The 26,765-nt window shown below is 70.9% G+C and carries 18 protein-coding genes; 11 read left to right on the forward strand and 7 right to left on the reverse strand.

The annotated features are described in order from the left end of the window. The first annotated feature begins 543 nt into the window (after positions 1-543). The 3 genes from DEI82_RS07575 to DEI82_RS07585 are packed head-to-tail and all read left to right on the forward strand — an operon-like array spanning position 544 to position 5,097. A complete protein-coding gene (locus DEI82_RS07575; RefSeq protein WP_111036387.1) occupies positions 544-2,115 on the forward strand; it encodes a glycosyltransferase in 1,572 nt (523 codons plus the stop codon). Beyond that, positions 2,108-3,667: a glycoside hydrolase family 26 protein gene (locus tag DEI82_RS07580; RefSeq protein ID WP_111036388.1), complete on the forward strand. Its 1,560-nt coding sequence runs from the start codon at positions 2,108-2,110 to the stop codon at positions 3,665-3,667. Before DEI82_RS07575 ends, DEI82_RS07580 begins: the two co-directional genes overlap by 8 nt. Next, positions 3,664-5,097: a UDP-glucose/GDP-mannose dehydrogenase family protein gene (locus tag DEI82_RS07585; RefSeq protein ID WP_111008785.1), complete on the forward strand. Its 1,434-nt coding sequence runs from the start codon at positions 3,664-3,666 to the stop codon at positions 5,095-5,097. Before DEI82_RS07580 ends, DEI82_RS07585 begins: the two co-directional genes overlap by 4 nt. Before the next feature lie 218 nt (positions 5,098-5,315). On the opposite strand, the gene glnA is transcribed toward DEI82_RS07585, so the two are convergent. Then, positions 5,316-6,740, reverse strand: coding sequence for a type I glutamate--ammonia ligase (glnA, locus tag DEI82_RS07590; protein WP_111008786.1), 1,425 nt, complete (start codon positions 6,738-6,740; stop codon positions 5,316-5,318). Between the two features lie 138 nt (positions 6,741-6,878). Here glnA and DEI82_RS07595 point away from each other — a divergent pair, with 138 nt between their 5' ends. Next, a complete protein-coding gene (locus tag DEI82_RS07595; protein WP_111012509.1) occupies positions 6,879-7,319 on the forward strand; it encodes an RDD family protein in 441 nt (146 codons plus the stop codon). 202 nt (positions 7,320-7,521) lie between these two features. On the opposite strand, the gene DEI82_RS07600 is transcribed toward DEI82_RS07595, so the two are convergent. The 4 genes from DEI82_RS07600 to DEI82_RS07615 form a co-directional block, all read right to left on the reverse strand. Then, entirely contained in the window at positions 7,522-8,235 is a 714-nt protein-coding gene (locus DEI82_RS07600; RefSeq protein WP_111008788.1) for a DUF4191 domain-containing protein, read from the reverse strand. A 1,374-nt stretch (positions 8,236-9,609) separates the two neighbouring features. Continuing rightward, positions 9,610-11,142, reverse strand: coding sequence for a 2-oxoglutarate dehydrogenase, E2 component, dihydrolipoamide succinyltransferase (gene sucB / locus DEI82_RS07605; RefSeq protein WP_111036389.1), 1,533 nt, complete (start codon positions 11,140-11,142; stop codon positions 9,610-9,612). Between the two features lie 70 nt (positions 11,143-11,212). Beyond that, complete coding sequence (lpdA, locus tag DEI82_RS07610) at positions 11,213-12,586, reverse strand: dihydrolipoyl dehydrogenase (RefSeq protein WP_111012506.1); 1,374 nt, start codon at positions 12,584-12,586, stop codon at positions 11,213-11,215. A 146-nt stretch (positions 12,587-12,732) separates the two neighbouring features. Continuing rightward, on the reverse strand, positions 12,733-14,223 hold the full coding sequence (locus DEI82_RS07615; RefSeq protein ID WP_111036390.1) for a leucyl aminopeptidase: 1,491 nt from the start codon (positions 14,221-14,223) through the stop codon (positions 12,733-12,735). Positions 14,224-14,328: 105 nt separating this feature from the next. Here DEI82_RS07615 and DEI82_RS07620 point away from each other — a divergent pair, with 105 nt between their 5' ends. From DEI82_RS07620 to DEI82_RS07640, 5 genes are all read left to right on the forward strand, one after another. Continuing rightward, the gene (locus DEI82_RS07620; RefSeq protein ID WP_375334614.1) at positions 14,329-15,267 is read left to right on the forward strand and encodes a proteasome assembly chaperone family protein; all 939 of its coding nucleotides are present in this window, start codon (positions 14,329-14,331) and stop codon (positions 15,265-15,267) included. A 65-nt stretch (positions 15,268-15,332) separates the two neighbouring features. Continuing rightward, positions 15,333-16,673 carry a nitrate/nitrite transporter gene (locus DEI82_RS07625; protein ID WP_111036391.1) on the forward strand — a complete coding sequence of 447 codons (1,341 nt, stop codon included), beginning with the start codon at positions 15,333-15,335 and terminating at the stop codon, positions 16,671-16,673. Between the two features lie 284 nt (positions 16,674-16,957). Beyond that, a complete protein-coding gene (locus DEI82_RS07630; RefSeq protein ID WP_111008795.1) occupies positions 16,958-18,277 on the forward strand; it encodes an RNA polymerase sigma factor in 1,320 nt (439 codons plus the stop codon). Between the two features lie 7 nt (positions 18,278-18,284). Further along, a complete protein-coding gene (locus DEI82_RS07635) occupies positions 18,285-19,544 on the forward strand; it encodes a MurT ligase domain-containing protein (protein WP_111036392.1) in 1,260 nt (419 codons plus the stop codon). Next, on the forward strand, positions 19,541-20,311 hold the full coding sequence (locus DEI82_RS07640) for a type 1 glutamine amidotransferase (protein ID WP_111036393.1): 771 nt from the start codon (positions 19,541-19,543) through the stop codon (positions 20,309-20,311). The genes DEI82_RS07635 and DEI82_RS07640 overlap by 4 nt, the downstream gene beginning before the upstream one ends. A gap of 111 nt (positions 20,312-20,422) precedes the next feature. Here DEI82_RS07640 and DEI82_RS07645 read toward each other — a convergent pair whose 3' ends face one another. Next, entirely contained in the window at positions 20,423-20,647 is a 225-nt protein-coding gene (locus tag DEI82_RS07645) for a hypothetical protein (protein ID WP_111008798.1), read from the reverse strand. Between the two features lie 227 nt (positions 20,648-20,874). On the opposite strand from DEI82_RS07645, the gene DEI82_RS07650 reads away from it, so the two are divergent. Then, on the forward strand, positions 20,875-23,001 hold the full coding sequence (locus DEI82_RS07650) for a type IIA DNA topoisomerase subunit B (RefSeq protein WP_111008799.1): 2,127 nt from the start codon (positions 20,875-20,877) through the stop codon (positions 22,999-23,001). Between the two features lie 93 nt (positions 23,002-23,094). On the opposite strand, the gene DEI82_RS07655 is transcribed toward DEI82_RS07650, so the two are convergent. Further along, positions 23,095-25,569: a DNA topoisomerase (ATP-hydrolyzing) subunit A gene (locus DEI82_RS07655; RefSeq protein WP_111036394.1), complete on the reverse strand. Its 2,475-nt coding sequence runs from the start codon at positions 25,567-25,569 to the stop codon at positions 23,095-23,097. 41 nt (positions 25,570-25,610) lie between these two features. Between DEI82_RS07655 and DEI82_RS07660 the strand changes: the two genes are divergently transcribed. Further along, the gene (locus tag DEI82_RS07660; protein ID WP_258372002.1) at positions 25,611-26,756 is read left to right on the forward strand and encodes an alkaline phosphatase family protein; all 1,146 of its coding nucleotides are present in this window, start codon (positions 25,611-25,613) and stop codon (positions 26,754-26,756) included. The last annotated feature ends 9 nt before the right edge of the window (positions 26,757-26,765 follow it).

The raw sequence follows: 26,765 nt of genomic DNA on the forward strand, positions 1-26,765 counted from the left end.
CCGGGCGACAGCCGGTGCTCCCGGGCCGGCAGACCACTCGGATCTGCGCCCGACACGCCCGAGATGCAGATCTCGCGGGTGATGCGCCCGACGATCACGGGTGATTTCGTGTTGGCGCGGATCGTCCCCCGACCTGGGAACGGTGTACCCCGGCGCTCAGGGACTGCGCGGCTCCGGCGCGGCGCCGCCCGCGGTTCGACGCAGTGGTCCCGGTCCGGCCCCCGGGCGACACCTGTCGAGGACGAAAACAGGCTGTGACCAGGGAATCATGCGAGACGGACCGAAGCGGCGAACGGCCGTTCCGGCGCTGGAACATCGGCTCGATGCGGAACCGTCGGTCCCCCTTCCTGCTGTCGGGCGGACGGCGGACATGTCGGGTAGGGCGAACGACCGACCCCGATGTACCCCGTAACGCGCGTGAAACACCCCCGGACGGGGGCCGCGTTGCGGACTCCGGCACGCTCTGTCAGAAATGAAGCACCCGAACTGACCCTGGTTCCCCGATGGCGCGGAATCCCACCTCGAACGCCGAAGCAGGGATCGATGTTCACTTTCATCCTCCAAATCCGCCAGATGGTCGATGGACACCCGGAGTTCTACTTGTTCACCGTGTACTCGGCGATCATCTGGCTCCTCTGGATCGCCAAGGTGGTGATCTCCGCCCGGTACCGGCCGTACACGGGCACGTTCACGGGGACGACGAGCGTCGTCGTCCCCGTCGTCGACGAGCCACTCGACCTCTTCCGCGACGTCATCGGCCGCATGGTCGAGCAGCGTCCGGGCGAGATCATCGTCGTCATCAACGGCGCGCCCAACGCGGGGCTCGTGCAGGTCTGCGAGGAATTCGCACCCCTCGTGACCTGGACGCACACCCCGATCCCCGGCAAGCGCAACGCCGTCAAGATCGGAACCGAGCTCTCGCGCGGTGACATCACGATCCTCGTCGACTCGGACACCGTCTGGACCCCTGGCACGCTCGACGAACTCGTCAAGCCGTTCGCCGACGAGTCCGTGGGCGGCGTCACGACGCGCCAGCGCATCCTCGAACCCGAGCGCAGCTGGATCACCCGCTGGGCCGACTGGCTCGAGAACTCCCGAGCCCTCTACTCGATGCCGGCGCAGAGCGTGCTCGGGCAGATCGGGTGCCTCCCGGGCCGGACGATCGCGTTCCGCCGCAGCATCCTCATGCGCGTCATGGAGAAGTTCATGACCGAGAAGTTCATGGGCGTGTTCCTCGAGGTGTCCGACGACCGGACGCTCACGAACCTCACGCTCAAGGAGGGCTACCGGACCGTCTACCAGTACACGTCACTCGTGTACACGGATGCGCCGCTCAAAGTGAAGAAGCTGTTCAAGCAGCAGCTCCGCTGGGCGCGTGGTTCGCAGTACAACACGCTGCGGATGCTCCCGTGGATGATCGGCCACGCCCCGATCCTCGCGCTGTTCTTCGTGACCGACATCATCCTGCCGTTCATGCTCTTCGGTGTCATCGCCGGCTGGGTGTACCGCGCGTTCACCGGTCAGGGCCAGAACCTCTACCAGGGCATCCTGCACCAGTACGGGTTCTCGACCGGCTTCGTCTACGTCGCCGCGCTCATGGTCGTCTCGAGCGTGCTCAGCATGGCGATCCGGCAGATGCGGCACCTCGCCGAGAAGCCGTCCGACTTCGTCCGCCTGCCGATGTTCATCATCGTCTCGACGTTCTTCCTCATGCCGATCCGGCTGCTCGGGTTCTTCCGCCTCGCGCACGCCTCGGGCTGGGGAACGCGCGCCGGTGCGTACGCGGGCGGACCGATGGAGACCGAGCCCGCCGTACCCGTCCCCGGCCACGACAGCACCCCGCCCGTCAGCCCCATCGACCGGGTCGACGAGGTCCGCTCCGAGGACGTCGACCGCGAGTTCGAGCAGATGTTCCAACTCGGCTCCTCGACCGGCGCCGACGCCACCAGCACCTCCACCACCACCGTCCTCGCGACGCGTCGGGACACCGTCCGGGACGCCCGCATCTCGCGCAAGGCGGCGGCGACGCCCGCCAAGCGCGTCAACCCCTACGCGGTGATCCCGTACCTCATCGGTGTCGCGATCTTCGCCCTGGAGGCACTCACCATTGTCTGAATCCATCCGCCACTCCGGAAGCTGGTGGGCCCCGTCGAGCAAGCACGCCAAGCGCACCGCCGTCGGGACCACCGCCATCGTCGTCGCCCTCGCACTCATCACGTGGGCCGTCTGGATCTCGCCCGGCAACGTGGTCAGCACCGCCGTGCACCACGCGCTGGGCGTGAAGACCCAGGCCCAGAAGACCGCGGACGCCACAGCCGACGCGGCGAAGCTGCAGGCGAAGCTCACCGCCGCGCAGCACCGCATCTGGAAGCTCGAGGGGCAGCTCCAGTCCGCGAATGCCTCCGGCGCCTCTCGCGCCGAACGTCTCGCCTCCTTGCAGGCGCAGCTCAAGACCGCGTACGCCAAGCTCGGCACGGCCGAGTCGGCGGCGTCCGGTGGGACCACGACCGCGTCCGGATCGACGTCGGGCGGGTCCGGTTCCGCCAGCGCCTCCAACGGGTCCGGCGGGTCCGGTGCCGCCCCCGCGGCCGCCGGGAACCCGGCCAAGGCGTCGTCGACCTCGACGGCGGCCGTCGCGGCCCCGACGAAGGCCGAGGTCCTCGCGCAGACGTCCCGCTGGTACGGCCTGTACACGCCGCAGTCCCCGTTCAACTGGGCGGACTACGACGCGATCGAGCAGAAGGTCGGTACAGCGGCGAACATGGCGGGGTACTTCCAGGGCTTCGACCAGGCGTTCAACGCGACTGCCGTGCAGCGGTCGTGGGCGAACGGCCGCCTCCCCGTGATGACTTGGGAGACCGCACCGTCGCAGACCGGCAACGACAGCCCCTACATCGCGGGGTACTCGAACGCGGACATCATCAACGGCAACTTCGACGCCTACATCAAGCAGTACGCCGACGCCGTCAAGGCGAATGGGATGCCGCTCGTGATCCGGCTCGACCACGAGATGAACGGATCCTGGTACAACTGGTCCGAGAACATCACGAGCCTCCCCGCGAACGAGCGCAACGCGACCCACAGCTACACCGACATGTGGAAGCACGTCTGGACGATCTTCCAGAACGAGGGTGCGAACGCCGACGTGATCTGGGACTGGTCCCCGACGCGCATCGACAACCTGTCGCCGAACGCGAATTCGGTGAAGATGACGCAGGGGTACCTCAACGAGTACTACCCGGGCGACCCGTACGTCGACTGGGTCGGGATGAGCGGGTACTACCGCGACGCGTCCACGCCGGCGACCTTCGACGAGACCTTCGCCGGGACGCTCAAGCAGATCCGCGCGCTCCCGCACACCGAGGGCAGCAAGCCGATCTTCCTCGCCGAGATCGGCGCGACCGAGACCGGCGGCAGCATCGGCTCGGCCAACGCACCGAGCCAGAAGGCCGCGTGGATCACGTCGCTCTTCGACGCCCTGGCCGAACCGCAGAACAAGGACATCATCGGGTTCTCGTACTTCGACGAGACCGCGACGACGATCGCGGACGGCGTCCGCAGCACCAACGACTGGCGCATCGACTCGCGCTCCGACAGCCTCGCCGCGTTCACGGCGGGCATCGCACGCACCGACATCGACTACGACCTGCAGGAGGTCAGCAAGTGACGAACAGCAACAGCGAGCACGCCGCCACCGGGCTCGACACCCGCCCGGCGCCCCGGATCAGCGTCATCGGGACCGGGTACCTCGGTGCGACGCACGCCGCAGCCATGGCCGAGATGGGGTTCGACACCATCGGCGTGGACGTCGACCCGTCGAAGCTCGCGGCCCTCGCCGCGGGCGAGGTCCCGTTCTACGAGCCCGGGCTCCCCGAACTCATCACCAAGCACGTCGCGAGCGGCAAGCTCCGCTTCACGGCGGACCTCGCCGAGGCAGTCGCGTCGAGCGATGTGCACTTCATCTGCGTCGGCACGCCCCAGCGAGCGGGTAGCCACGCGGCGAACCTCAGCTACGTCGAGAGCGCCACCCGGTCCGTCGCGGAGCACCTGACGCACCCGGGCCTCATCGTGGGCAAGTCGACGGTCCCGGTCGGTACGGCGGCACGGCTGCGCTCCCTCGTCGCCGAGTTCTCGCCCGCCGGCATCGACGTCGAGCTCATCTGGAACCCCGAGTTCCTCCGCGAGGGCAAGGCGGTCGAGGACACGCTGCACCCGGACCGCCTGGTCTGGGGCGGTGCCTCCGCGGCGGCGGACGCCGTCATCCGCGAGGTCTACGCCGCACCGATCGCCGAGGGCACGCCCGTCATCGCGACGGACCTGCCGACCGCCGAGCTCGTCAAGGTGAGCGCGAACGCGTTCCTCGCCACGAAGATCTCGTTCATCAACGCGATCTCGGAGCTGTGCGACATCGCCGGCGCGGACGTCACGACGCTCGCCGACGCCCTCGGGCACGACGTGCGCATCGGTCGTAAGTTCCTGAACGCGGGCCTCGGCTTCGGCGGTGGCTGCCTGCCGAAGGACATCCGTGCGCTCATGCACCGCTCGTCCGAACTCGGCGCGAACCGGGTCGTCGGCCTCATGCAGCAGGTCGACGAGATCAACATGGGCCAGCGCCAGCGCGTCATCGACATGGCGATCGAGGCGGCCCAGGGCTCGGTGCTCAACCGGCGCATCGCCGTCATCGGCGCCGCGTTCAAGCCGCTCACCGACGACGTGCGCGACTCCCCGGCGCTCAACGTCGCCGCGGCCCTGCACCTCCGCGGCGCGCAGGTCTCGCTCTGGGACCCGGAGGCCATGGAGACCGCCAAGCGCAGCTTCCCGACGCTCACCTACGCGGAGAGCATGGAGGCCGCGGTCGAGGGTGCCGACATGGTGCTCGTCCTCACCGAGTGGGACGACATCGTGCAGGCCGACCCGTCGAGCCTCCGTGCGCTCGTCGGTCGCGCCATCGTGATCGACGCGCGCAACTGCATCCCGGTCACCGACTGGGTCAAGGCGGGGTGGTCCGTCCGATCCCTGGGCCGGACCGCCTCGGTCGCGGGTGCACCCGTGAGCATCGCCGCTGGGACGAACGACTTGATGGCCACGAGTCGCTAGCCCCGCGGGGAACCGGAGGGCCCGTGTCGGCGGACACGGGCCCTTCGCCGTTCCCGCACACGGCCGGGAGGTCCGTCCCGCGTCGCGCGCTGCGGTGACGCTCGCGGGCGGCCCGGCCCGTGCCTCCCAATCCGTGTCTCCCGGTCGTCCTCCGTGGTGACGAGACGACGAGAGGCCCGCACCCTGCCGGGTGCGGGCCTCTCGCGAGCGGCTGCGACTCAGACGCCGAAGTACATCTCGTACTCGAACGGGTGCGGGCGCTGCGCGTACGGGAGGATCTCCTTCTCGTACTTGTAGTCGATCCAGGTGCGGATGAGGTCCTCGGTGAAGACGTTGCCCTTCGTGAGGAACTCGTGGTCGGCCTCGAGCGCGGCGAGGGCCTCCTGGAGCGACGACGGCACCTGCGGGATGCCCTTGGCTTCCTCGGGCGGGAGCTCGTAGAGGTCCTTGTCGACCGGCTCGTGCGGCTCGATGCGGTTCTGGATGCCGTCGAGCCCGGCCATCATCTGCGCGGCGAACGCGAGGTAGGGGTTCCCCGAGGCATCCGGTGCACGGAACTCGATGCGCTTCGCCTTCGGGTTCGTGCCCGTGATCGGGATGCGGATGGACGCCGACCGGTTGCCCGCCGAGTACACGAGGTTGACGGGGGCCTCGAAGCCCGGGATGAGCCGGTGGTACGAGTTGATCGTCGGGTTCGTGAAGGCCAGGACCGCCGGGGCGTGCTTGAGCAGGCCGCCGATGTACCAGCGGGCGATGTCCGACAGACCGCCGTAGCCGTTCTCGTCGTAGAACAGCGGCGAGCCGTCGCTCCACAGCGACTGGTGCGTGTGCATGCCCGAGCCGTTGTCGCCGAACAGCGGCTTCGGCATGAAGGTCGCGACCTTGCCCCACTGCTCCGCGGTGTTCTTGACGATGTACTTGAACTTCAGGATGTCGTCGGCCGCGTGCACCATCGTGTCGAAGCGGTAGTTGATCTCCTGCTGCCCGCCCGTGCCGACCTCGTGGTGGGCGCGCTCGAGCACGAGGCCCGAGTCGATGAGCTTGAGCGAGATGTCGTCACGCAGGTCGGCGGTCTTGTCGACCGGCGACACCGGGAAGTACCCGCCCTTGTACGCGGTCTTGTTCGCGAGGTTCCCGCCCTCTTCGCGACGACCGCTGTTCCAGGCGCCCTCTTCGCTGTCCACCTCGTAGAAGCTGCTGTTCTGCTTCACCTCGTAGCGGACGTCGTCGAAGATGTAGAACTCGGCCTCGGGAGCGAAGAACGCGGTGTCCGCGATGCCCGTGGACGCGAGGTACTTCTCCGCCTTCTTGGCGACCTGACGCGGGTCACGGGCGTAGATCTCGCCGTTCCGCGGGTTGTAGATGTCGAAGACCATGATCAGCGTCCGCTCGGCCCGGAACGGGTCGATGTAGGCCGTCGTCACGTCGGGGATGAGCTGCATGTCCGACTCGTGGATCGAGGCGAACCCGCGGATCGACGAACCGTCGAAGAGCTGCCCGACGGCGAAGAAGTCCTCGTCGACCGTGGAGGCGGGGATGTTGAAGTGCTGCTGGACACCGGGCAGATCCGTGAAGCGGATGTCGAGGAACTTGACATCCGTGTCCTTGATGAACGCGAGCACCTCGGAGGAATCACTGAACATGTGAGTCGTTCTCCAATGGTTGGTGATGGCGGGGGCCAGGAGGCTACCTCCGTCGAGGCTATTGACCCGGCATTTCCCCGACGTGACTGCATTGTTTCCGGCATGTTACGTGGCGGTCGGCCCAGTACCCTGGGTGGTATGCCCGGTCCGACCAACTCAGCCCCCGCCGCCTCGTCGGACACCTGGCCCGGGAAGGACCTCGGGCTCCCGGCTGAAGGGTCCCGGAGCGTCGCTCGGCTCGGTCGTCGGATCGCTGCTCTCGCGATCGACGGTGTCCTGGCGGACCTGGTCGCCGTGGCGCTCCACGTCTACCCGTCCGGCCGCGACGTCGCCGAGGGCTGGTGGGTCCTCGGGATCTTCGCCGTGCTGCAGATCGTCTTCATCGCCGTGCTCAGCGGCAGCTTCGGTCACCTGTGCGTGGGGCTGCGGGTCGTACCTGTTCGACCCGGGTACATCGGCGTGGTTCGGCCGGTGGTCCGCACGGTCCTGCTGTGCATCGTGATCCCCGCGTTCATCTTCGACCGGGATCAGCGTGGGTTGCACGACCGGATCCCGGGCACCGTGCTCGTCCGCCGGTAGCCGAGCGCGCCCTCAGGGGACGAGGCGGACGCGCGAATTCCGCCCCCGCGAGCGGAGGGAGCCAACGTTTCGCCCCGGGAGCGGAGGGCGCCGACGTTTCGCGCCGGGAGCTGAGGGGCGCCGACGATTCGCCCCGCGAGCGAAGGGGGCCGACGACGAAGGCCCCGCAGTCGAGCGGGGCCTTCGTCGTGATCCGGGGTGCTCAGCGAGGTCGCCCGGCACGCATGCGCGTCGGGTCCATGCCCTTCGGGATCGCGGACGCGGGGTTCTGGGTCAGCGAGTCGAGCCGGTTCGCGACGGCGACGACCTCGTTGCGGTTGAGCGAACGCTTCAGACGGTTCATCCGCCGTGGCAGCCGGTGCAGCGTGACGGCGTCCTCGCCGTCGCCCACGGCGATCACGTGGAGCGCGACGTTCGGCACGATGCGGTGCACCTTGCGTCGCTCCTCCTCGACCAGGCGGGAGAGCGTCGCCGTCCGTCCCTCGGTGATGAGGACCACGCCGGGAGTCCCGACGGCGCGGTAGACCGCGGCCTGCGACCGGGCATGCACGGCGACGGGCATCTCGCTCGACCGCCAGTTGCGGCGGAGGGAGTTCGACAGGACGGCGCCGACCGCGCCGGGCTGGCCGTCGATCTGCGAGTACGCCGCCCGCTCGGCGAGACGCCCGAGCACGATGAGGAACAACAGGACGCCGAGCAGCACGCCCGCGACGATCCAGAGGATCTGGGCGAAGACGGTCTGGTTCGGCAGCAGGAACGCCAGCAGGACGCCCGCGAGCACGGGAACGCCGAACGCGAGGATGAACCACCCGAGCGACGTCGGGTCGGCGCGCCGCGTCATCTGGAAGACCTGGAACATCTGCTTGAGACGTCCGGGCTCCTTCGCCGTCGGCTCCGGGGTCGTGGTGCGTGCCATGCGTCCAGGATACGGCCTGCCCGGACACCGGCGATCTCGAGGTCGGCGCTGTGGGCGAACGAACCGTCCTGGTCCGTGTGGAGGGCGCGGGAGCCGTCGTCCACATGTGCCTGGCCGCCGGATCGTTCCCCTGGTGGATTCCGTGGCCGGCCGTGGCGGCGTGGGGACCGTGATGCTACGGGGCATGGACGGATGGTTGCGCGGAAGGAACGGGCGACGGAACGGCCGGATCGCGCCACCGCAGGTCCGGATCACCCGGAGACCCGACCGGCGTACCCCGCGCGTCGACCGTGGACGGGGCCACGGTACCGAAGCGGACGGGGGTACGGACGTCGCCGAGGCGGTCGTGCTGGACGACCAGGGGCGGCCCGGCTCCTGGATCCCGTGCGTCGACGTGGACGCGGCTGCTGGCTTCCTCGGATGGGTGGCAGCGAGAGGTGTTGACGAGGACCGTCACCTCGTCCGCGTCTCCGCGCTGGCGGCCGGTCCGGACGGCCTCCCGATGGCGTTCGTCCGTCAGGTGGAGGGTCTCCCGCTGCCGATCGCGCTCGACGTGCTCGGCGGACTCACGGTCGGTGTCGCGGTGACGCTCGGGCTGCCGCTCGTCCGCCTCGCCGTGCGCGCCGCCGTGTCGGGCAGCACCCCGGGCCTCCTGCCGTTCGGCCCGGTGCGCCCGTCGGACGTGCTCGTGGACCGCTCGGGGGCGGTCGTCGTCGCCGAGCGGCCCCCCGGCGCGGGGGGTCCGCCGCACCTGCCCGGTTCCGGCACGGAGAGCGCCATGATGCGTTCCTCGGCGGCGGGACGTCGCCACCGCGCGCCTGCCGGTGTGGACGGCCTGCTCGTGGCGTGCCGCGTCGTGTGGGAGCGCGCGGACCCGCGTCTGCCCGAAGTCGACCGCGTGTTGCGCGCACTCGACGAGGCGCGCGCCGACGTCGACGGCTGGACCGATCGCGTGCCCGCGGCGATGATCGCCGCGGCGGTGCCTCGCCCGGTCCGATGGCCTCACGACGCGACGTTCCCGGGCACGGTCGCCACCGACAGGGCCTCGCCGGCTTCGGTGCATGGGGAAGCGACGCGGTGGGGCGCAGGGGGAGCGGTGCGTGCCGGCGCGGGCCACGGCGACGGCGCGTCCGCGTCGCTCCCGAGCCGCGTGGGCACGATCGTCGGCGCGCTGTCGGCGGGTCTGCCGGTACCCGGGGGTCGGCGGCTCCCGCTCCGGGTGGCGATCGGCGTCCTCTTGGGCGTGGTCGGGCTCGTCACCGGGCTCGTGCTCACGGGCGGGCCGCGTGCGGCGACCGCGATGCCGGTGTCGCCCGGTGCGGGCACGACAGCGGCCCCGGTCCTCGTGCGAGGACCGGGGCCGCCGTGGTCGCGTCAGTACCCGAGGTGCGCCGTGAAGTCGCCCGCCTCGAGCCGGTTCTTCACCGCGACGAGGTACCGCGCGGCGTCGGCACCGTCGATGATCCGGTGGTCGTACGACAGCGCGAGGAACACGGTCGATCGGATGGCGATCGCGTCCTGACCGTCGACGGTGATCACCGCCGGCTTCTTGACGACGATGCCCGTGCCGAGGATCGCCGACTGGGGCAGGAACACGACCGGGGTGTCGAACAGCGCACCACGCGAACCGGTGTTCGTGAGCGTGAACGTGCCTCCGGAGAGCTCGTCGGGCTTGAGCTGGTTGTTGCGCGTCCGCGCGGCCAGGTCCGCGATGCTGCCGGCCAGTTCCGCCAGGCTCAGCTCCGCCGCGTCCCGGATGACCGGGGTCAGCAGCCCGCGCTCGGTGTCCACCGCGATCGAGAGGTTCTCCGTCTCCGGGTACACGATCTCGTCGCCCTCCACCGTGGCGTTGAGCTTCGGGTGGGCCTTGAGTGCTTCGGCGGCGGCCAGGGCGAAGAACGGCATGAAGCTGAGCTTTGAGCCGGTCTTCTGCTGGAACTCGGCCTTGTGCGCGTCACGGAAGCGGGCGACGTTCGTCACGTCGACCTCCACCACGCTCGTGAGCTGGGCGGTGGACTGCATCGACTGCACGGCCCGCTCGGCGACGACCTTGCGCAGGCGCGTCATCTTCTCGCGGGTGCCGCGGAGCGGCGACACCTCGGCGACGAACGGTGTCCCGCTCGCAGCCGGAGCCGTCGTGGTCGACGCGGTGGAGGCCGCCGCTGCGGCAGCGGCCTCGGCGGCCGCGAGGACGTCCTCCTTGCGGACACGCCCGCCGACACCGGAGCCGGTCACGGTGGCGAGGTCGACGCCCTTCTCGTTCGCGAGCTTGCGGACGAGCGGGGTGACGTATCCGGAGGTGCCTGACGTGGTCGGGTTCGGGACCGTGGCCGACGTCGCCGGGGACTGCGGCGCCGCCGCGGGGGCTGACGGCACGGCGGCCGGAGGAGCGGGGACCGGCGCCGGCGGCGCGGGCACGGCGGCGGGCGGCGCGGGCACGGCGGCCGGCGGAGCGGCGGGAGCGGCCTGCGCGGCCGGCATCGGCTGGACGGCGGGCGGCGCCGGCGGTGCCGGGACGGGCGCGGGAACCTCGTGGTCCTGCTCGTCCGTCGGGGCGGCGAACGGGGCCTCCTGGTCGGCGGCCTGCTCGTTCTCGGGCGCGACCGGCTCGTTCGACTCGACGGGCGCGGCATCCTGCGCGGGGGCGTCGTCGGAGGCGCCCTGGTCGGAACCGTCACCGATGCGGACCAGCGGCGTCCCCACCTCGACGGTCTCGTCCTCGCCGACGAGGATCTCCTCGACCACACCCGCGACCGGTGACGGGATCTCCGTGTCGACCTTGTCGGTCGAGACCTCGAGCAGCGGCTCGTCGACCTCGACGCGGTCGCCCACGTTCTTCAGCCATCGGGTCACCGTGCCCTCGGTGACGCTCTCCCCGAGCGCCGGGAGGTTGACGGATTCGCTCATCAGGTGGACTCCTCTTCGAAGGCGTGGTGGTGTGGTGGTGCGGTGGTGCTCGACCGGGTCCGGCGGAGCGTCACAGTGCGTGGAGGGGCTTGCCCGCGAGGTGCAGGAACGCCTCGCCGAGCGCCTCGTTCTGGGTCGGGTGTGCGTGGACCAGCGGGGCGACGTCCTCGGGGTGGGCTTCCCAGTTCACCGCGAGCTGGGCCTCACCGATGAGTTCGCCGACGCGCGCACCGATCATGTGCACGCCGACGACCGGACCGTCGACCACGCGCACGACCTTGATGGAGCCGGACGTGCCGATGATGTGGCTGCGCCCGTTCCCTGCGAGGTTGTAGTCGTACGCGTCGATCTTGTCGGCGCCGTACTCCTGCTCCGCCTTCGCCTGGGACAGCCCGACCGAGGCGACCTCGGGGTCGCAGTAGGTGACCTTCGGGATGTTCTTGTCCTCGATGATGACGGGACTCAGCCCCGCGATCTCCTCGGCGACGAAGATGCCCTGCTGGAACCCGCGGTGCGCGAGCTGCAGGCCGGGGACGATGTCGCCGACGGCGAAGACGCCGGGGACGCTCGTGCGGAGCCGGTCGTCCGTGAGCACGTACCCACGGTCCATCCGGATGCCGGTTTCCTCGTAGCCGAGCCCGGCCGTGACGGGACCGCGGCCGACGGCGACGAGCAGCAGGTCGGCCTCGACGGTGGAGCCGTTCTCGAGCGTCACGACGACGCCGTTCTCGTGCTGCTCGACGCCCTGGAACCGGACGCCGAGCGAGAACCCGATGCCGCGCTTGCGGAACGCCCGCTCGAGCTGCTTCGACATCGCCTCGTCCTCGTTCGGGACCAGGTGCGGCAGCGCCTCGATGATGGTGACGTCGGCGCCGAAGGACTTCCAGACGCTGGCGAACTCGACTCCGATGACACCGCCGCCGAGGATGGCCACCTTGTTCGGCACGTAGTCCATCTGCAGGGCGGTCTCGGAGGTGATGACCCGCCCGCCGATCTCGAGACCGGGCAGGCTGCGCGAGTAGGAACCGGTCGCGAGCACGACGTTCTTGCCGGTCACGGTACGGTCGCCGACCTGCACGGTGGTGGGGGAGGTGAGTCGACCGGAGCCCTCGACCACGGTGATGCCGCGCGCCTTGATCAGCCCCTGCAGGCCCTTGTACTTCGAGGTGATGACGCCCTCGCGGTACTCGATCACCTTCGGGACGTCGATGCCGTGCAGCTGGGCCCTGACGCCGAAACGCTCGGCGTCACGGGCGCCGTCGGCGATCTCGGCCGCGTGGAGCAGTGCCTTGGTCGGGATGCATCCGCGGTGCAGGCAGGTCCCGCCGAGCTTGTCCTTCTCGACGAGCGCGACGCTCATCCCGAGCTCCGCGGCCCGGAGCGCCGCGGCGTACCCGCCGCTGCCGCCACCGAGGACCACGACGTCGTAAGTCTCTTCCGTCACCTGGTGCAACTCCCTCGTGCGAGAGGGCCGATCGGGCCCTCGTGGAACGCCGCGCCGCGGCGGCGCCCGGCGGTCGGTGCCCTGGTTCGGGTCCCGTGCCGTGTGTGAGCAGTCGGCGGATGACAAGCGCATCCGCCGGAACGACCCTACTCCTCGGACTGAAGCTGTTCTGCGAGGGCGACGAGTGTCCGGACCATGACGCCGGTCGGACCCTTGCCGAGCCAGCCGTACCCGCCACCCTTGTTCTCGGCGGGCCCGGCGATGTCGAGGTGGGCCCACGGGATCGTGCTGCCGTCCGGGCGGGTGCCGACGAACCGCTCGAGGAACCGGCCCGCGAGCAGCATCCCGGCGGCGGGTTGCCCCGGCGTGGCGTTCACCATGTCGGCGACCTCGCTCGCGAGCCGAGCGTCCAGCTCGTCGGGCAGGGGCATCGGCCAGACGAGCTCGGAGACGGATTCGGCCACCGCACGGACGCGGTCGACGAGGTCGTCCGATCCCATCAGCCCGGACGTGCGGTCACCGAGGGCGACGACCTGCGCACCCGTGAGTGTCGCGACGTCGACGATCGCGTCCGGGACCTCGAGCGACGCCGCGGCGAGGCCGTCCCCGAGGACGAGGCGCCCCTCGGCGTCGGTGTTCGTCACCTCGACGGTCTTGCCGTTCTTGAGCGTCAGGACGTCGCCCGGGCGCGTGGCGGACCCCGACGGCATGTTCTCGGCCAGGCACAGCCACGCCGTGACGCGGACGTGGAGCCCCAGGCGGGCGGCGGCGACCGTGGCGGCGAGCACGGTGGCGGCGCCGGTCATGTCGTCCTTCATGCCGTTCATGCTCGCGGCGGGCTTCAGCGAGAGACCCCCGGAGTCGAAGGTGATGCCCTTGCCCACGAGCGCGAGGTGCTTCGACGCTCCGTCGGGCGCGTACCGCACGACCACGAGCCGGGGCGGCCGGACGGAGCCGCGGCCGACCCCGAGGATCCCGCCGTAGCCCTGCTCCTCGAGCGCGGCGACGTCGAGCACCTCGACGTCGAGGGGGAGACCGCGCGCTGCGTCCAGGGCGGCCTCGGCGACGTCCTCGGGCGCCATGTCGGCGGCAGCGGTGTTGACGAGGTCACGGACGAGCGCCACCGCGTCGGCGACGATCGCCGGTCGGACCGTGGCCTCGGCCGGGGCGGCCGCGAGCACCGTGATCCGCTGGTCGCCGCGGACCGGTCCGGTGGTGCCGGTGCCGCGGTGCCGGGTGAACGTGTAGGTCCCGAGGGCCGCGCCCTCGAGCGCTGCGTCCACCAGGTCCTCGTGATCGGTCGGGAGGCCCAGCGCGATCGAGACGACGTCGTGGAGCTGTCGGACGGCGCTGCCCGAAGCCGCACGGATCGACGCCGCGTCGACCCGGCTCCCCAGGCCGATGAGCGCCACGCTGCGCGCGGCGAGGCCGGGCGCCGGCAGCCGGACCAGCTGGTCCTTCGTGCCGCGGACGCCGAGCGCCGCGAGGTCGATCCCGAGGTCGACGACGGTGCCGTCGGCGGTGGGGGCGACGACGGCGGGCGAGCCGTCGGAGCCCGGGCGGACCCCGAGCACGAGGACGTCGGCGTCGACGCTGTCGGGGCGGTCGGAGGTGGTGTCGAGCGTGGGGCGGACCATACCGCCAACCCTACTGACGCGCTCGTGCCGGACCGTCGGAGCTGTTCGCTCTGGGCGTGCAGCGGCGGTCGGGGGTGTCCGACGGCCCCGCCTAGCATGGTCGGGATGAACCCCGAAGACCTGTACACGCTGACCGCGGCAGCGGCGGACGTCCCGCCCGGTCTGCATCTGGTCGCGGGCCTGACGGGGTTCGCCGACGCCGGCACGGCGGTCGGTCAGGTGACCGAGACGCTGCTCGCCGGTCCGGGGGCGGTGCTCGTCGCGGAGTTCGATCCGGACATCCTGCTCGACTACCGGGCGCGCCGCCCGGTGATCACGTTCGACCGCGACCACATCGCCGAGGTCACGCCGTCCCGTCTGACGCTGCACCTCGTGCACGACGAACTCGGTCGCCCGTTCCTCTTCCTCTCCGGGTACGAGCCGGACTTCCAGTGGAACCGGTTCGTCCGCGCGGTGGTCGACCTCGCCGAGGACCTGGCCGTCACCGACACGACGTGGATCCAGTCCATCCCCATGCCCGTCCCGCACACCCGTCCGATCGGGATCACGGTGAGCGGGACACGCGCGGACCTCGTCGAGTCGATGAGCATCTGGAAGCCGCAGACCCAGGCACCGGCGAACGTGCTGCACCTCGTCGAGCACCGCATGAGCGAACTCGACCGCCAGGTCACCGGTCTCGTGCTGCTCGTCCCGCACTACCTGTCCGACACCGAGTACCCCGACGCCGCCGTCGCCGCGCTCTCCGGCATCGCGGCGGCGACCGGCCTGATCTTCCCGACGGACCGCCTCCGCGAACTCGGGCGCGACTTCCACAACCGCGTCGACGAGCAGGTCGCGGGCAACGGCGAGCTCGAGCACCTCGTGCAGGCACTCGAGGAGCGGCACGACACGTACGTCGAGGGCAACCCGGTGTCGTCGCCGCTCACCGGTGCCGACGGTGAGGTCCCGACGGCGGACGCGATCGCGGCCGAGCTCGAGCGCTTCCTGGCGGACCGCCGCCCGGACGGCCCCGACGGGGTCGCGGGCGACGCCACGCTCGACTGAGCCGCAGGACGTCGGCAGCCGGAGCCGCACGGTCCGGAGGGCGGCCGCTGGATACGCTGGCGGGGATGAACTCCCGCCGCTCGTGGACCGTCTGGTCCGTCGCCGTGCTCGCCTACGTGCTGGCCGTGCTGCAGCGGTCGTCGCTCGGTGTGTCGGGCGTCCAGGCGCAGGAGCGGTTCGCCGTGTCCGCGGCCGTGCTCTCGACGCTGGCGGTCGTGCAGATCGCGGTGTACGCGGGCCTCCAGATCCCGGTCGGGATCCTGCTCGACCGGGTCGGGCCACGTCGGCTCGTCGCCGCCGGCGCGGCGTTGCTCGCGGTCGGTCAGGCGGTGGTCGCGATGTCACCGACGATCGGTCCCGCGATCGGCGGTCGGGTGCTCGTCGGCGCCGGCGACGCCATGACGTTCATCTCGGTGATCCGGCTGTTGCCGATGTGGTTCACCGGGCCGATCCTCCCGCAGATCTCGCAGTGGACCGGCAACCTGGGGCAGCTCGGGCAGATCGCTTCGGCGTTCCCGTTCGCGGTCCTGCTCCACGCCTCGGGGTGGAGCGCCGCGTACGGCGTCGCGGCCGCGGTGAGCCTCGCCGGGTTCGTGCTGGTCGCCGCGTTCGTCCGCAACGGTCCGATCGCGGTGCGGACGGACGCCATCCCGTTGCCCGGCTCGCGGCGCGGCGCGTTCTCGACGTTCGGGCAGGCGCTGCGGCGTCCCGGGACCCAGCTCGGCTTCTGGTCGCACTACGTCACGCAGTCGTCGGGGACGGTGTTCAGCCTGTTGTGGGGCGTGCCGATGCTCGAGCGCGGGCTCGGGTACTCCGCGACCGTGGCGGCGGCGTTCCTCACGGTGATCGTGCTCGTCGGGTTCGTGGTCGGCCCGGTCCTCGGGGTGCTCTGCGCACGCTTCCCGTTCCGGCGGTCGAACCTCGTGCTGACGATCGTGGGCGTCATCTTCGCCGCGTGGACGGCCGTGCTGCTCTGGCCCGGCGCTCCGCCGACGTGGCTCGTCGTCGTGCTCGTGGTGGTCCTCGGCGTGGGCGGCCCCGGGTCCCTCATCGGCTTCGACTTCGCGCGGACCTTCAACCCCGTCGGGTCGCTCGGTTCGGCGAACGGCGTCGTCAACGTCGGCGGGTTCCTGGCCGCCTTCGTCATGATGTACTGCATCGGCGTCGTGCTCGACGCGGTCCACGACCACACGGGCGCGGCGGTGTTCGCGTGGTCGTCCTTCCGGGTCGCCCTGCTCGTGCAGTACGTCGTGGTGGGGTTCGGCGTGGTGATGCTCCTCGTCGCGCGGAACCGCACGCGAGCACGGATCCACGCCGAGGACGGAATACGCGTCGGCCCCCTCTGGGTTGCACTGGTGCGGCGTATGCGCGCCGGCCGTACGACGGACGGGCCGACCAGACCCTGACATCGCATCCCACCCGACCACGCATCGTGCGTTCGATCGACCTCGAGCGGACGACACGCGTCGGGCGGCGGCGGGACGTGCAATAATGGCGTACGGACCCGTTCGGGTCCTGGTACGCCGATCAGCGGCGAGCTCCGGCTCGTGGTGATCGGGGCACGAGGACTTGACATGGGTCCTCATGCTGCCCGGAACGCAGGGTCCTGACGTCGGTCCGCCGACGGCGGGGGCAGGACAGCGAGGGGCCGTCACGACCCAGGACGTGACACGACGAGAGAGGTGATCGCATGGCTGCCCGGAGCACGACGATCGATGCGACGAAGGCCACGGCCGACGCCGAGACGGTGGAGACCGCGACCGATGAGAACGCGGCACCCGCCGCGCCGAAGAAGCGCGCCCCCGCCAAGAAGGCCGCGCCGAAGAAGACGACCGCCAAGACCGCGCGCGGCAAGGCGGCCGCCCCCGCCGACGACGAGCCGGACACCGTCGAGGACGCGCCGGAGGACGCCGTCGACGTCGAGGCCGACGACACCGAGGTCGCGGCCGACTCCGAGGACAGCGACACCGAGGACGGCGAGGAGACCGAGTCCGAGGACACGGCGACCCCCGCGCCCGAGGCGGCCCCTCCGGCGGGCGCGCTCGTCATCTCGCAGGCCGACGACGACGAGGTCCCGGTCTACTCGACCACGATCACGGGCGCCACGGCGGACCCGGTCAAGGACTACCTGAAGCAGATCGGCAAGGTCCCGCTCCTGAACGCGGCCGAGGAGGTCGAGCTCGCGATGCGGATCGAGGCCGGCCTGTTCGCCGAGGACAAGCTCCAGCACGCGACGGGGCTGTCCAAGCAAGAGGAGCGTGAGCTCAAGTGGGTCGCCCGCGACGGTCAGCGCGCGAAGTCCCACCTGCTCGGTGCGAACCTCCGCCTCGTGGTGAGCCTCGCCAAGCGCTACACGGGTCGCGGCATGCAGTTCCTCGACCTCATCCAAGAGGGCAACCTCGGCCTCATCCGTGCCGTCGAGAAGTTCGACTACACGAAGGGCTTCAAGTTCTCGACCTACGCGACCTGGTGGATCCGGCAGGCGATCACCCGCGCCATGGCGGACCAGGCGCGGACCATCCGCATCCCGGTCCACATGGTCGAGGTCATCAACAAGCTCGCCCGCGTCCAGCGGCAGATGTTGCAGGACCTCGGACGTGAGCCCACGCCCGAGGAGCTCGCGCGTGAACTCGACATGACGCCCGAGAAGGTCGTCGAGGTCCAGAAGTACGGCCGCGAGCCGATCTCGCTGCACACCCCGCTCGGCGAGGACGGCGACAGCGAGTTCGGTGACCTCATCGAGGACACCGAGGCCGTCGTCCCGGCGGACGCAGTGGGCTTCACGATGCTGCAGAAGCAGCTCGAGAGCCTGCTCGACTCGCTGTCCGAGCGCGAGGCGGGCGTCATCCGCATGCGCTTCGGGCTCGGCGACGGCATGCCGAAGACCCTCGACCAGATCGGCGACACGTTCGGCGTCACCCGCGAGCGCATCCGCCAGATCGAGTCGAAGACGATGGCGAAGCTGCGCCACCCGTCGCGGTCGCAGTCACTGCGCGACTACCTCGAGTAGGCCCCGCGTGCGTTTCGTCGTCCCGATCCTCATCGGGCGGATCCTCCGCGCCCTCGCTCGTGCGCGCGGCGGGGGATCCGCCTACCCCGGCTACATCCTCCTCAAGCTCGTTCCCGACTTCCTCCGGCACGTGTCGCGGCAGTTCCCGAACGGGATCGTGTTCGTCCTGGGTTCGAACGGCAAGTCGACGACGACCCACATGATCTCCGAGATCATGCGGGCGCACGGGCTCCGCGTGTTCACGAACCCGTCCGGGGCGAACCTGCCGCAGGGCATCGCGTCGGCGCTCCTCTCGGAGGTCGGGCTGACGGGACGCCTCAAGGCGGACATCGGCATCCTCGAGGTCGACGAGGCCTTCGCCGTGGAGCTGTCCGGCATCCTCTCGCCGTCGACGGTCACGATGCTCAACGTGCAGGTGGACCAGCTGTACCGGTTCTTCGAGACGGAGCGCGTCGCGACGATGATGCTCGACACCGCGGCGACGTCGTCGCGGAACGTCATCACGAACCACGACGACCAGTTCCTCGACGCCTACGAGGGCCGGGCCGGCCAGCGGGTCCTGCGCTTCGGCGCCGCGCCCGAGGTCGTCGCTGCGGCCCCGAACGGATTGCAGAACGCGGACGACTTCGCCCGGGGAGCGTCGGGCACGACCGCCGCGGACGCCGAGGTCGTCGAGTCCACCGGGGACGCAGCGGTGGTCCGCTTCGGTGGGGCCGACATCCCGGTGCGGCTGCCGGCCCGGGGGCTGCACTACGCGGTGGACGCCGCTGCTGCAACCGCGACCGCTTCGGCCGCCCTCGGCGAGCAGTTCCGCGCGGAAGCGGTGACCCGGGCCTTCACCGCGATGAAGCCGGCCTACGGGCGTGGTGAGCGCATCCCGATCGCGGGAGAGCACGCCGAGTTCACCATGTTCAAGAACGCCGCGAGCCTGCAGCTCAACCTCGACGCCCTGTCGACGCCGCCCGAGCAGGTGCTCATGGCGATCGACGAGGGCACGCCGGACATCTCCTGGATCTACGACATCGACTTCTCGCATCTCGACCACGTGGACGTCGTGTCGGGTGACAAGGCGTGGCAGATCGCCCTCGCCCTCGAGTTCGCCGGGGTGCGGATCGGCCGTGTGGAGCCCGATGTCGAGGCCGCGATCCGACTGATGTCCGGACTCGGGGCGACGACGTCCGGCACGAAGCACTTCATCGTCAACTACGAGATCATGATGCTGGCCCGCAAGGCCCTCGGTCATCCCGACCTGGAGAGGACGGCATGACGGCCGATCGCCTCACGATCCTGCACCTCTACCCGCGGCAGATGGGCGTCTCGGGCGACCGGGGGAACGTGACCGCCCTCGTCGCCCGCGCGGACGCCGCCGGGATCCCGACCGCGGTCGTGCGCCACGACGTCGGGGACAGCCTCCCGACGGACGCCGACGTCGTCGTGGTCGGCAACGGCCCGCTCAGCGCGATGCGCTCGCTCGGCGGGGACCCGGCTCGACTCGCACCGTTCCTCCAGGACGCCGTCGCCGCCGGCGTGCCGCTCGTGGCGGTCGGTGGCGGCTACGACCTGGCGACCCGCGAGGTCGTCCCCACCGAGGGGACGCCGGTGACCGGCCTCGGGGTGTTCGACGCCCGCGCCGTGCGCGGCGCCGAGCGCCGGGTCAACTACTTCCTGCTCGACGTGCGTGGGACCCTGCCCGGCGGAGACCAACGCGTGGCGGGGTTCGAGGACCACGCGACCCGCATCGAGAACATCGATCCCACGGCGGTGTTCGCGGACGTCGTGTCGGGCGGCGGCAACCAGGACGGCACCGGCACCGAGGGCTCGGCGACCGCCGCGGCGTTCGGCACCCACACGCAGGGGCCGCTCCTGCCACTGAACCCGCACCTGACCGATGCGGTGTTGGCCGCCGCCACCGGTCGTCTGGGTCGCGAATACGCGCCGGATCCGACGCGCACCGCCGCCGTGGACCGCTACGCTCGCGAGGCCCGCGCGGTGATCACGCGCTACGTCGACAAGGCGTTCAAGCGCATCGCCTGACGCGGTCGCGAGCGGCACACCGGCCGGGTACGCGAGAGGCCGGATCCCCGATGGGGATCCGGCCTCTGTTCGTCGGACCGACCGCGGCGATCGCCGTGGCGGGGCCGGGCGCTACTTGCTCTCGTAGAGCCGGCTGGTCTCGTCGTGCCACTCGAGAGCGGTCGCGGCGAGCTTGTCCTTGAACTCGGCACCGTGGTGGGCGCAGAAGAGGAGCTCGCCGCTCGCCATCGTGGCTCGGATGTAGGCCTGCGCGCCGCAGCTGTCGCAGCGGTCGGCCGCCGTGAGCTGGTTGCTGCCGAGGTCGTCGATGGAGAGGTCCTGCACGGTCTGGGACATGGTGTGCTCCTCGTTGATCGGAGGCGGTGCCGGGGTTGGTGCGTCCATTTCAGCACGCGCTCCCTGGGATCCCCGCATTGTGGTCGCGCTGTTTCGCTGACCGCGGATTCCGTCGACGGTCACCTGCGCGTCGCGGACACCGCCGGGAGGCGCGGGTCGACCGCGTCGTGCGCTCACGTCCGGGGTGGTGCGCCAGGAGCGTCACCGGTCGCGGGTAGCCTCGGCAGGTGAGTTCCGACTACAACGCCCGCCATCTCTCCGTGCTCGAAGGGCTCGAGGCGGTCCGCAAGCGTCCCGGGATGTACATCGGTTCGACGGACTCACGAGGGCTCATGCACTGCCTGTGGGAGATCATCGACAACTCCGTCGACGAGGCCCTCGCGGGCCACGGCGACGAGATCACGGTGCGGCTGCACGCGGACGGCAGCGTCGAGGTCGGGGACGTCGCGCGTGGCGTGCCCGTCGACGTCGAGCCGAAGACGGGGCTGACGGGCGTCGAGGTCGTGTTCACCAAGCTCCACGCGGGCGGCAAGTTCGGGTCCGGCTCGTACGCCGCGTCCGGCGGTCTGCACGGGGTCGGGGCATCCGTCGTGAACGCACTGTCGGAACGCCTCGACGTCGAGGTCGACCGCGGCGGCAAGACGTACGCGATGTCGTTCCACCGCGGTGAGCCCGGCGTGTTCGACGACGCTGCGGGCATCGGCCCGGACGCACCGTTCACCCCGTTCACCTCGGGCAGCGAGCTCCGGGTGATCGGCAAGGTGAAGCGCGGCGTCACCGGCACGCGCGTCCGGTACTGGGCCGACCGGCAGATCTTCACCGCCGACGCGGTGTTCCAGCTCGGCGACCTGACGAACCGGGCGCGGCAGACGGCGTTCCTCGTGCCGGGTCTCGGCATCACCATCACCGACGAACGCCCGCACGCGATCGCCGCGGCGTCCCGGCTCGCCGAGGGGCAGGGCGCCGAGCGGCTCGAGGGACCGGTCGTCGAGCGGTTCCGGTTCGACGGTGGCATCAGCGAGTTCGCCGAACACCTCGCTCCGGACACGGCCGTGACCGACACGTGGCGCGTCACGGGGACCGGTACCTTCACCGAGACCGTGCCGGTGCTCAACGACGCCGGGGCGATGGTCGCGACCGAGGTCGAGCGCACCTGCGAGGTCGACGTCGCGCTGCGCTGGGGGAGCGGCTACGAGACCGTGACCCGGAGCTTCGTCAACATCATCGCGACGCCGAAGGGCGGGACGCACCAGACGGGCTTCGAGAACGGTCTGATGAAGGCGATCCGCGCGCAGGTGGACGCGAACGCCCGCAGGCTCAAGGTGGGGCAAGACAAGCTCGACAAGGACGACGTGCTCGCCGGACTCACCGCGGTGTTGACGGTGCGGCTGCCCGAGCCACAGTTCGAGGGGCAGACGAAGGAGATCCTCGGCACGCCGGCGGTCCGGCAGATCGTCGCGAACGTGGTGGCCGCCCGGATGACCGAGATCCTGACGTCGACGCAGCGGACCGAGAAGGCACAATCGCAGGCGCTGCTCGAGAAGGTCGTCTCGGAGATGAAGTCCCGGATCTCCGCTCGCGCGCACAAGGAGACCCAGCGCCGCAAGAACGCGCTCGAGAGCTCGTCCCTGCCCACGAAGCTCGCCGACTGCCGGTCGAACGACGTCGCCGCGAGCGAGCTGTTCATCGTCGAGGGCGACTCCGCGCTCGGCACCGCCAAGCTCGCCCGGAACAGCGAGTACCAGGCGCTGCTTCCGATCCGCGGCAAGATCCTCAACGTGCAGAAGGCCTCGGTGAGCGACATGCTCTCGAACGCCGAGTGCGCGTCGATCATCCAGGTGGTCGGAGCCGGATCCGGACGCTCGTTCGAGCTCGACCAGGCCCGTTACGGCAAGGTCATCGTCATGAGCGACGCCGATGTCGATGGTGCGCACATCCGCACGCTGCTGCTGACGCTGTTCTTCCGGTACATGCGCCCGATGATCGAGGCCGGCCGGGTGTTCGCCGCCGTCCCGCCGTTGCACCGCGTCGTGGTGGTGAACCGGGGCAAGCCGAACGACACGCTGTACACGTACTCCGAGCAGGAGCTGCAGGGCGTGCTCCGGAAGCTCGAGAAGTCGGGCAAGAAGTACCAGGAGCCGATCCAGCGGTACAAGGGCCTCGGCGAGATGGACGCCGACCAGCTCGCCGAGACCACGATGGACCGGGCGCACCGGACCCTCCGGCGCGTCAACGTCTCGGACGCCGAGAACGCCGCCCGGGTGTTCGAGCTGCTCATGGGCAACGACGTGGCGCCACGCAAGGAGTTCATCCTGGCCGGCCAGGGGCTCGACCGGGACCGCATCGACGCCTGACCGGCCCAGGCCCCGGCCGCCCCGCGGGGTCGCCTTCCGGCCGCTCCGCGGGGTCGCCTTCCGGCCGCTCCGCGGGGTCGCCTTCCGGGCCCGCTACGCGGGGTCGGACTCCGCCCCGATGGGGACGGCGGGGCTCGCACCGATCGTGGTCACGACGGCCTCGAGCGGTGACCCGGAGCCGTCCCGCTTGGACAACCAGTCGGGCAGCGTCCGGGCCGCGCCGTCCGGACCGAGCGCGTGCGGGGGAGCGACGCCGGCCCACGCGACGGCGAGGCCGTCCTCGCCCTTGAGGAACGCGTGCGCCCGGACCCCCATGGTGCCGCGCCCCTTGGCGGGGAACTCGGACAGAGCGGAGACCTTGGCGCGGCCGGGGTCCGTGCCGGCGAGCGTCGCGGACGACGTGGACACGGTCGCGACGACGACGTCGGCCGCTGGGTCGACGGTCGTGAAGGCGATGACCGTGGCACCCGCGGCGAGCTGGACGCCGGCGACGCCGCCCGCGGGGAGCCCCTGCGGGCGGACCACGGCGGCGGGGAACCGCAGGAGCTGCGCGTTCGAGGTCACGAACACGACGTCGTCCTGTTCGGGTCCCTGTGTGGCACCGACCACGGCGTCGCCGTCCTTGAGGGCGATCGCCACGACGTCGGGCTTGTCCGGCCACGCGTTCGGCACGACGCGCTTGACGACGCCCTGCCGTGTGCCGATCGCGAGCGCGTTCGGTGACTCGGGGTCGAGGAGCGCGACGACGGTCTCACCCGACGGCAGGCCCAGGTAGTCGCGGACTCGCACGCCGGCGTCCAGGCGGACCGAGGCCGGCGGGACGGCGGGGACGTCGACGGGCGAGAACCGCACGACGCGGCCACGGTCCGTGAGTGCGCCGACGGAGGACCGCACCGTGGTGGCGACGGTGGACCGCACGGCGTCGTGCTTCGATCGCGCCGGGGAGCGCGCGACGCGGTCGGAGCCCTCGGTCTGGTCGACGCGCACGAGCCGTCCGGTGGTGGACAGGAGCACGCGGCACGGGGCGTCCACGATCTCGAGCTCGACGGCGGCCTTGCGTCCGCCGCGCACGGGCGCGTCGGCTTCGGTGAGCAGGGTGCGGCGCGGGGTCGCGAAGCGGTCCGCGACCTCGGTGAGTTCCGTGGCCACCTGGGTCCGGAGCCGGGCGTCGGAGCCGAGCAGTTCCTCCAGGGCGGCGATGTCGGTGAGCAGCTCGTCGCGTTCCCGCTCGAGCTCGAGGCGCGAGAACTTGGTGAGGCGCCGCAGGCGCAGCTCGAGGATGTACTCGGCCTGCACCTCGGACAGGTCGAAGACCTCTTGGAGCCGCGTGCGTGCGGCCTCGGAGTCGTCCGACGTCCGGATGACCTCGATGACCTCGTCGATGTCGAGGATCGCGATGAGCAGGCCCTCGATGAGGTGGAGGCGCTCGCGACGCCGCGCGAGGCGGTAGCGGGACCGGCGGGTCACGACGTCGAGGCGGTGTGCGACGTAGACCTCGAGGAGTTCCTTGAGTCCGAGCGTCTGCGGGGTGCCGTCGACGAGGGCGACGTTGTTGATGCCGAAGCCGTCCTCGAGCGGAGTGTGCTTGTACAGCTGCTCGAGCACGGCGGACGGGTTGAACCCGGTCTTGATCCCGATGACGAGCCGGAGTCCGTGGTTCCGGTCGGTCAGGTCGGTGACGTCCGAGATCCCGGAGAGCTTCTTGGACTGGACGCCGTCCTTGATCTTCTCGATCACCCGTTCGGGACCGACGAGGTACGGCAGCTCGGTGACGACGAGCCCGGTCTTGCGCGGGGTGATGCTCTCGACGCTCACCTTGGCGCGCGTGCGGAAGGAGCCGCGACCGGTGGCGTAGGCGTCCCGTACCCCGGCGAGGCCGACGATCGTGCCGCCCGACGGCAGGTCGGGGCCGGGCACGAACTCCATGAGCTCGTCGAGGGTCGCGTCGGGGTGACGGAGCAGGTGCTTCGCGGCCTCGACGACCTCGCCGAGGTTGTGCGGCGCCATGTTCGTGGCCATGCCGACCGCGATCCCGGACGCGCCGTTCACGAGCAGGTTCGGGAACGCCGCGGGCAGCACCTCGGGCTGCATGAGCTGGTTGTCGTAGTTCGGGACGAAGTCGACGACGTCCTCACCGAGGCCGTCGGTCATCGCCATCGACGGCTCGGCGAGTCGTGCCTCGGTGTAGCGGGCGGCGGCGGGTCCGTCGTCGAGCGAGCCGAAGTTGCCGTGGCCGTCGACGAGCGGGACGCGCATCGTGAAGTCCTGTGCCATCCGCACGAGGGCGTCGTAGATCGCGCCGTCGCCGTGCGGGTGCAGCTTGCCCATGACCTCGCCGGTCACGCGCGCGCACTTGACGTGTCCGCGGTCCGGGCGGAGGCCCATCTCCGACATCTGGTACAGGATCCGGCGTTGGACGGGCTTCAGGCCGTCACGGGCGTCGGGCAGCGCGCGGGAGTAGATGACCGAGTACGCGTACTCGAGGAACGAGCCCTGCATCTCCTCGGAGACGTCGACGTCCTCGATGCGCTCACCGTCGGGGAGGCCGACTGCGTCCGTGCGTGCCATGGGCCCTCTCTGTCGCGGCGCTGTCTGGTTGACTGGGCCGGATGACTCCGATGGTACCGACGGCGACGCAGGACACCGCGAACCTCGCCGACGTGGTGCCGGCCTGCCTGACCGCACTCGGCCACCCTGGACCGGCGCTCGCGGGGCTCGGTCGGGAGGCCCGGATCCGGCTCCGTCCCGCCCGGTCCGCGATCGTCGTGCTCGTCGACGGACTCGGTGCGAACGCCGTGCGGGCGCGCGCCGGTCACGCGCGGTTCCTCGCCGCCGAGAAGCGCCGGCTGCGGAGCGGGTTCCCCACGACGACCGCCGCCGCGCTCACGACGCTCAGCACGGGTGCGACGCCCGGGACGCACGGCGTCGTCGGGTACAGCGGGTTCGACCCGGGCTCGGGCCGCGTGGTCAACCTGCTCAGCGGTTGGGACACCGAGGTCCCCGCGGGGTGGTTGCTCGTCCCGACGCTGTTCGAGCGGGCCGTGGCCGACGGGCTCGTGGTGCGGTCGGTCGGGCCGGCGCGATACCGGACGTCGGGGTTCACCGCGAACGTCCTGGCGGGCGCGGACTACGTCGACGCCGACACCATCCCCGCCCGGGTGGACGCCGCGCTCGAGGCGGTTGCCGACGGGCCGGCCACGCTCGTCTACCTGTACGTGCCGGAGCTCGACTCGATCGCCCACAAGCACGGCTGGCAGTCGGACCGGTGGACGAGCGCGCTCGAGGCCCTCGACGCCGAACTGGCCCGGCTCGCGGCGGCGCTCCCGGCCGATGTCGGCCTCGTCGTCACCGCGGACCACGGCGTGCTCGACGTCCCCGACGAGGCGAACGTCGCCATCGCTCCCGACCTGCTCGAACCGGTCGTCGGGTTCGCGGGGGATCCGCGCTGCCGACAGCTCACCCTGGCGCGGGGGACCGACGTCGACGCCACCGTGCGCGCGTGGCGGAAGCGCGTCGGCAAGCGCGCGTGGGTGGCGAGCCGCGACGAGGCGATCGCCGCCGGGTGGTTCGGGGCGGTCACCGACCCGGTCCGGGCGCGACTCGGCGACGTCGTGGTCGCCGCTCGCGGTCAGTGGGCGTTCAACGACGACCGCGAGGCCGGCGAACACCCCCGGCGGATGCTCGGCCAGCACGGATCGATGTCGGACGACGAGACCTACGTCCCGCTGCTCCTCGCGGGGGCGTTCGCCACCTGAGGTCGGGGT

It is taken from the genome of Curtobacterium sp. MCBD17_019, assembly GCF_003234555.1.
GTDB lineage: Bacteria > Actinomycetota > Actinomycetes > Actinomycetales > Microbacteriaceae > Curtobacterium.

Bases quoted from the DNA above. Each gene is read 5' to 3' on its own strand.
- DEI82_RS07625 (WP_111036391.1), top strand. From the start codon at position 15,333: ATGAACTCCCGCCGCTCGTGGACCGTCTGGTCCGTCGCCGTGCTCGCC.
- sucB (WP_111036389.1), bottom strand. From the start codon at position 11,142: ATGAGCGAATCCGTCAACCTCCCGGCGCTCGGGGAGAGCGTCACCGAG.
- DEI82_RS07575 (WP_111036387.1), top strand. From the start codon at position 544: ATGTTCACTTTCATCCTCCAAATCCGCCAGATGGTCGATGGACACCCG.
- DEI82_RS07615 (WP_111036390.1), bottom strand. From the start codon at position 14,223: ATGGTCCGCCCCACGCTCGACACCACCTCCGACCGCCCCGACAGCGTC.
- DEI82_RS07630 (WP_111008795.1), top strand. From the start codon at position 16,958: ATGGCTGCCCGGAGCACGACGATCGATGCGACGAAGGCCACGGCCGAC.
- DEI82_RS07600 (WP_111008788.1), bottom strand. From the start codon at position 8,235: ATGGCACGCACCACGACCCCGGAGCCGACGGCGAAGGAGCCCGGACGT.
- DEI82_RS07620 (WP_375334614.1), top strand. From the start codon at position 14,329: ATGAACCCCGAAGACCTGTACACGCTGACCGCGGCAGCGGCGGACGTC.
- glnA (WP_111008786.1), bottom strand. From the start codon at position 6,740: ATGTTCAGTGATTCCTCCGAGGTGCTCGCGTTCATCAAGGACACGGAT.
- DEI82_RS07645 (WP_111008798.1), bottom strand. From the start codon at position 20,647: ATGTCCCAGACCGTGCAGGACCTCTCCATCGACGACCTCGGCAGCAAC.
- DEI82_RS07595 (WP_111012509.1), top strand. From the start codon at position 6,879: ATGCCCGGTCCGACCAACTCAGCCCCCGCCGCCTCGTCGGACACCTGG.
- DEI82_RS07640 (WP_111036393.1), top strand. From the start codon at position 19,541: ATGACGGCCGATCGCCTCACGATCCTGCACCTCTACCCGCGGCAGATG.
- DEI82_RS07660 (WP_258372002.1), top strand. From the start codon at position 25,611: ATGACTCCGATGGTACCGACGGCGACGCAGGACACCGCGAACCTCGCC.
- DEI82_RS07655 (WP_111036394.1), bottom strand. From the start codon at position 25,569: ATGGCACGCACGGACGCAGTCGGCCTCCCCGACGGTGAGCGCATCGAG.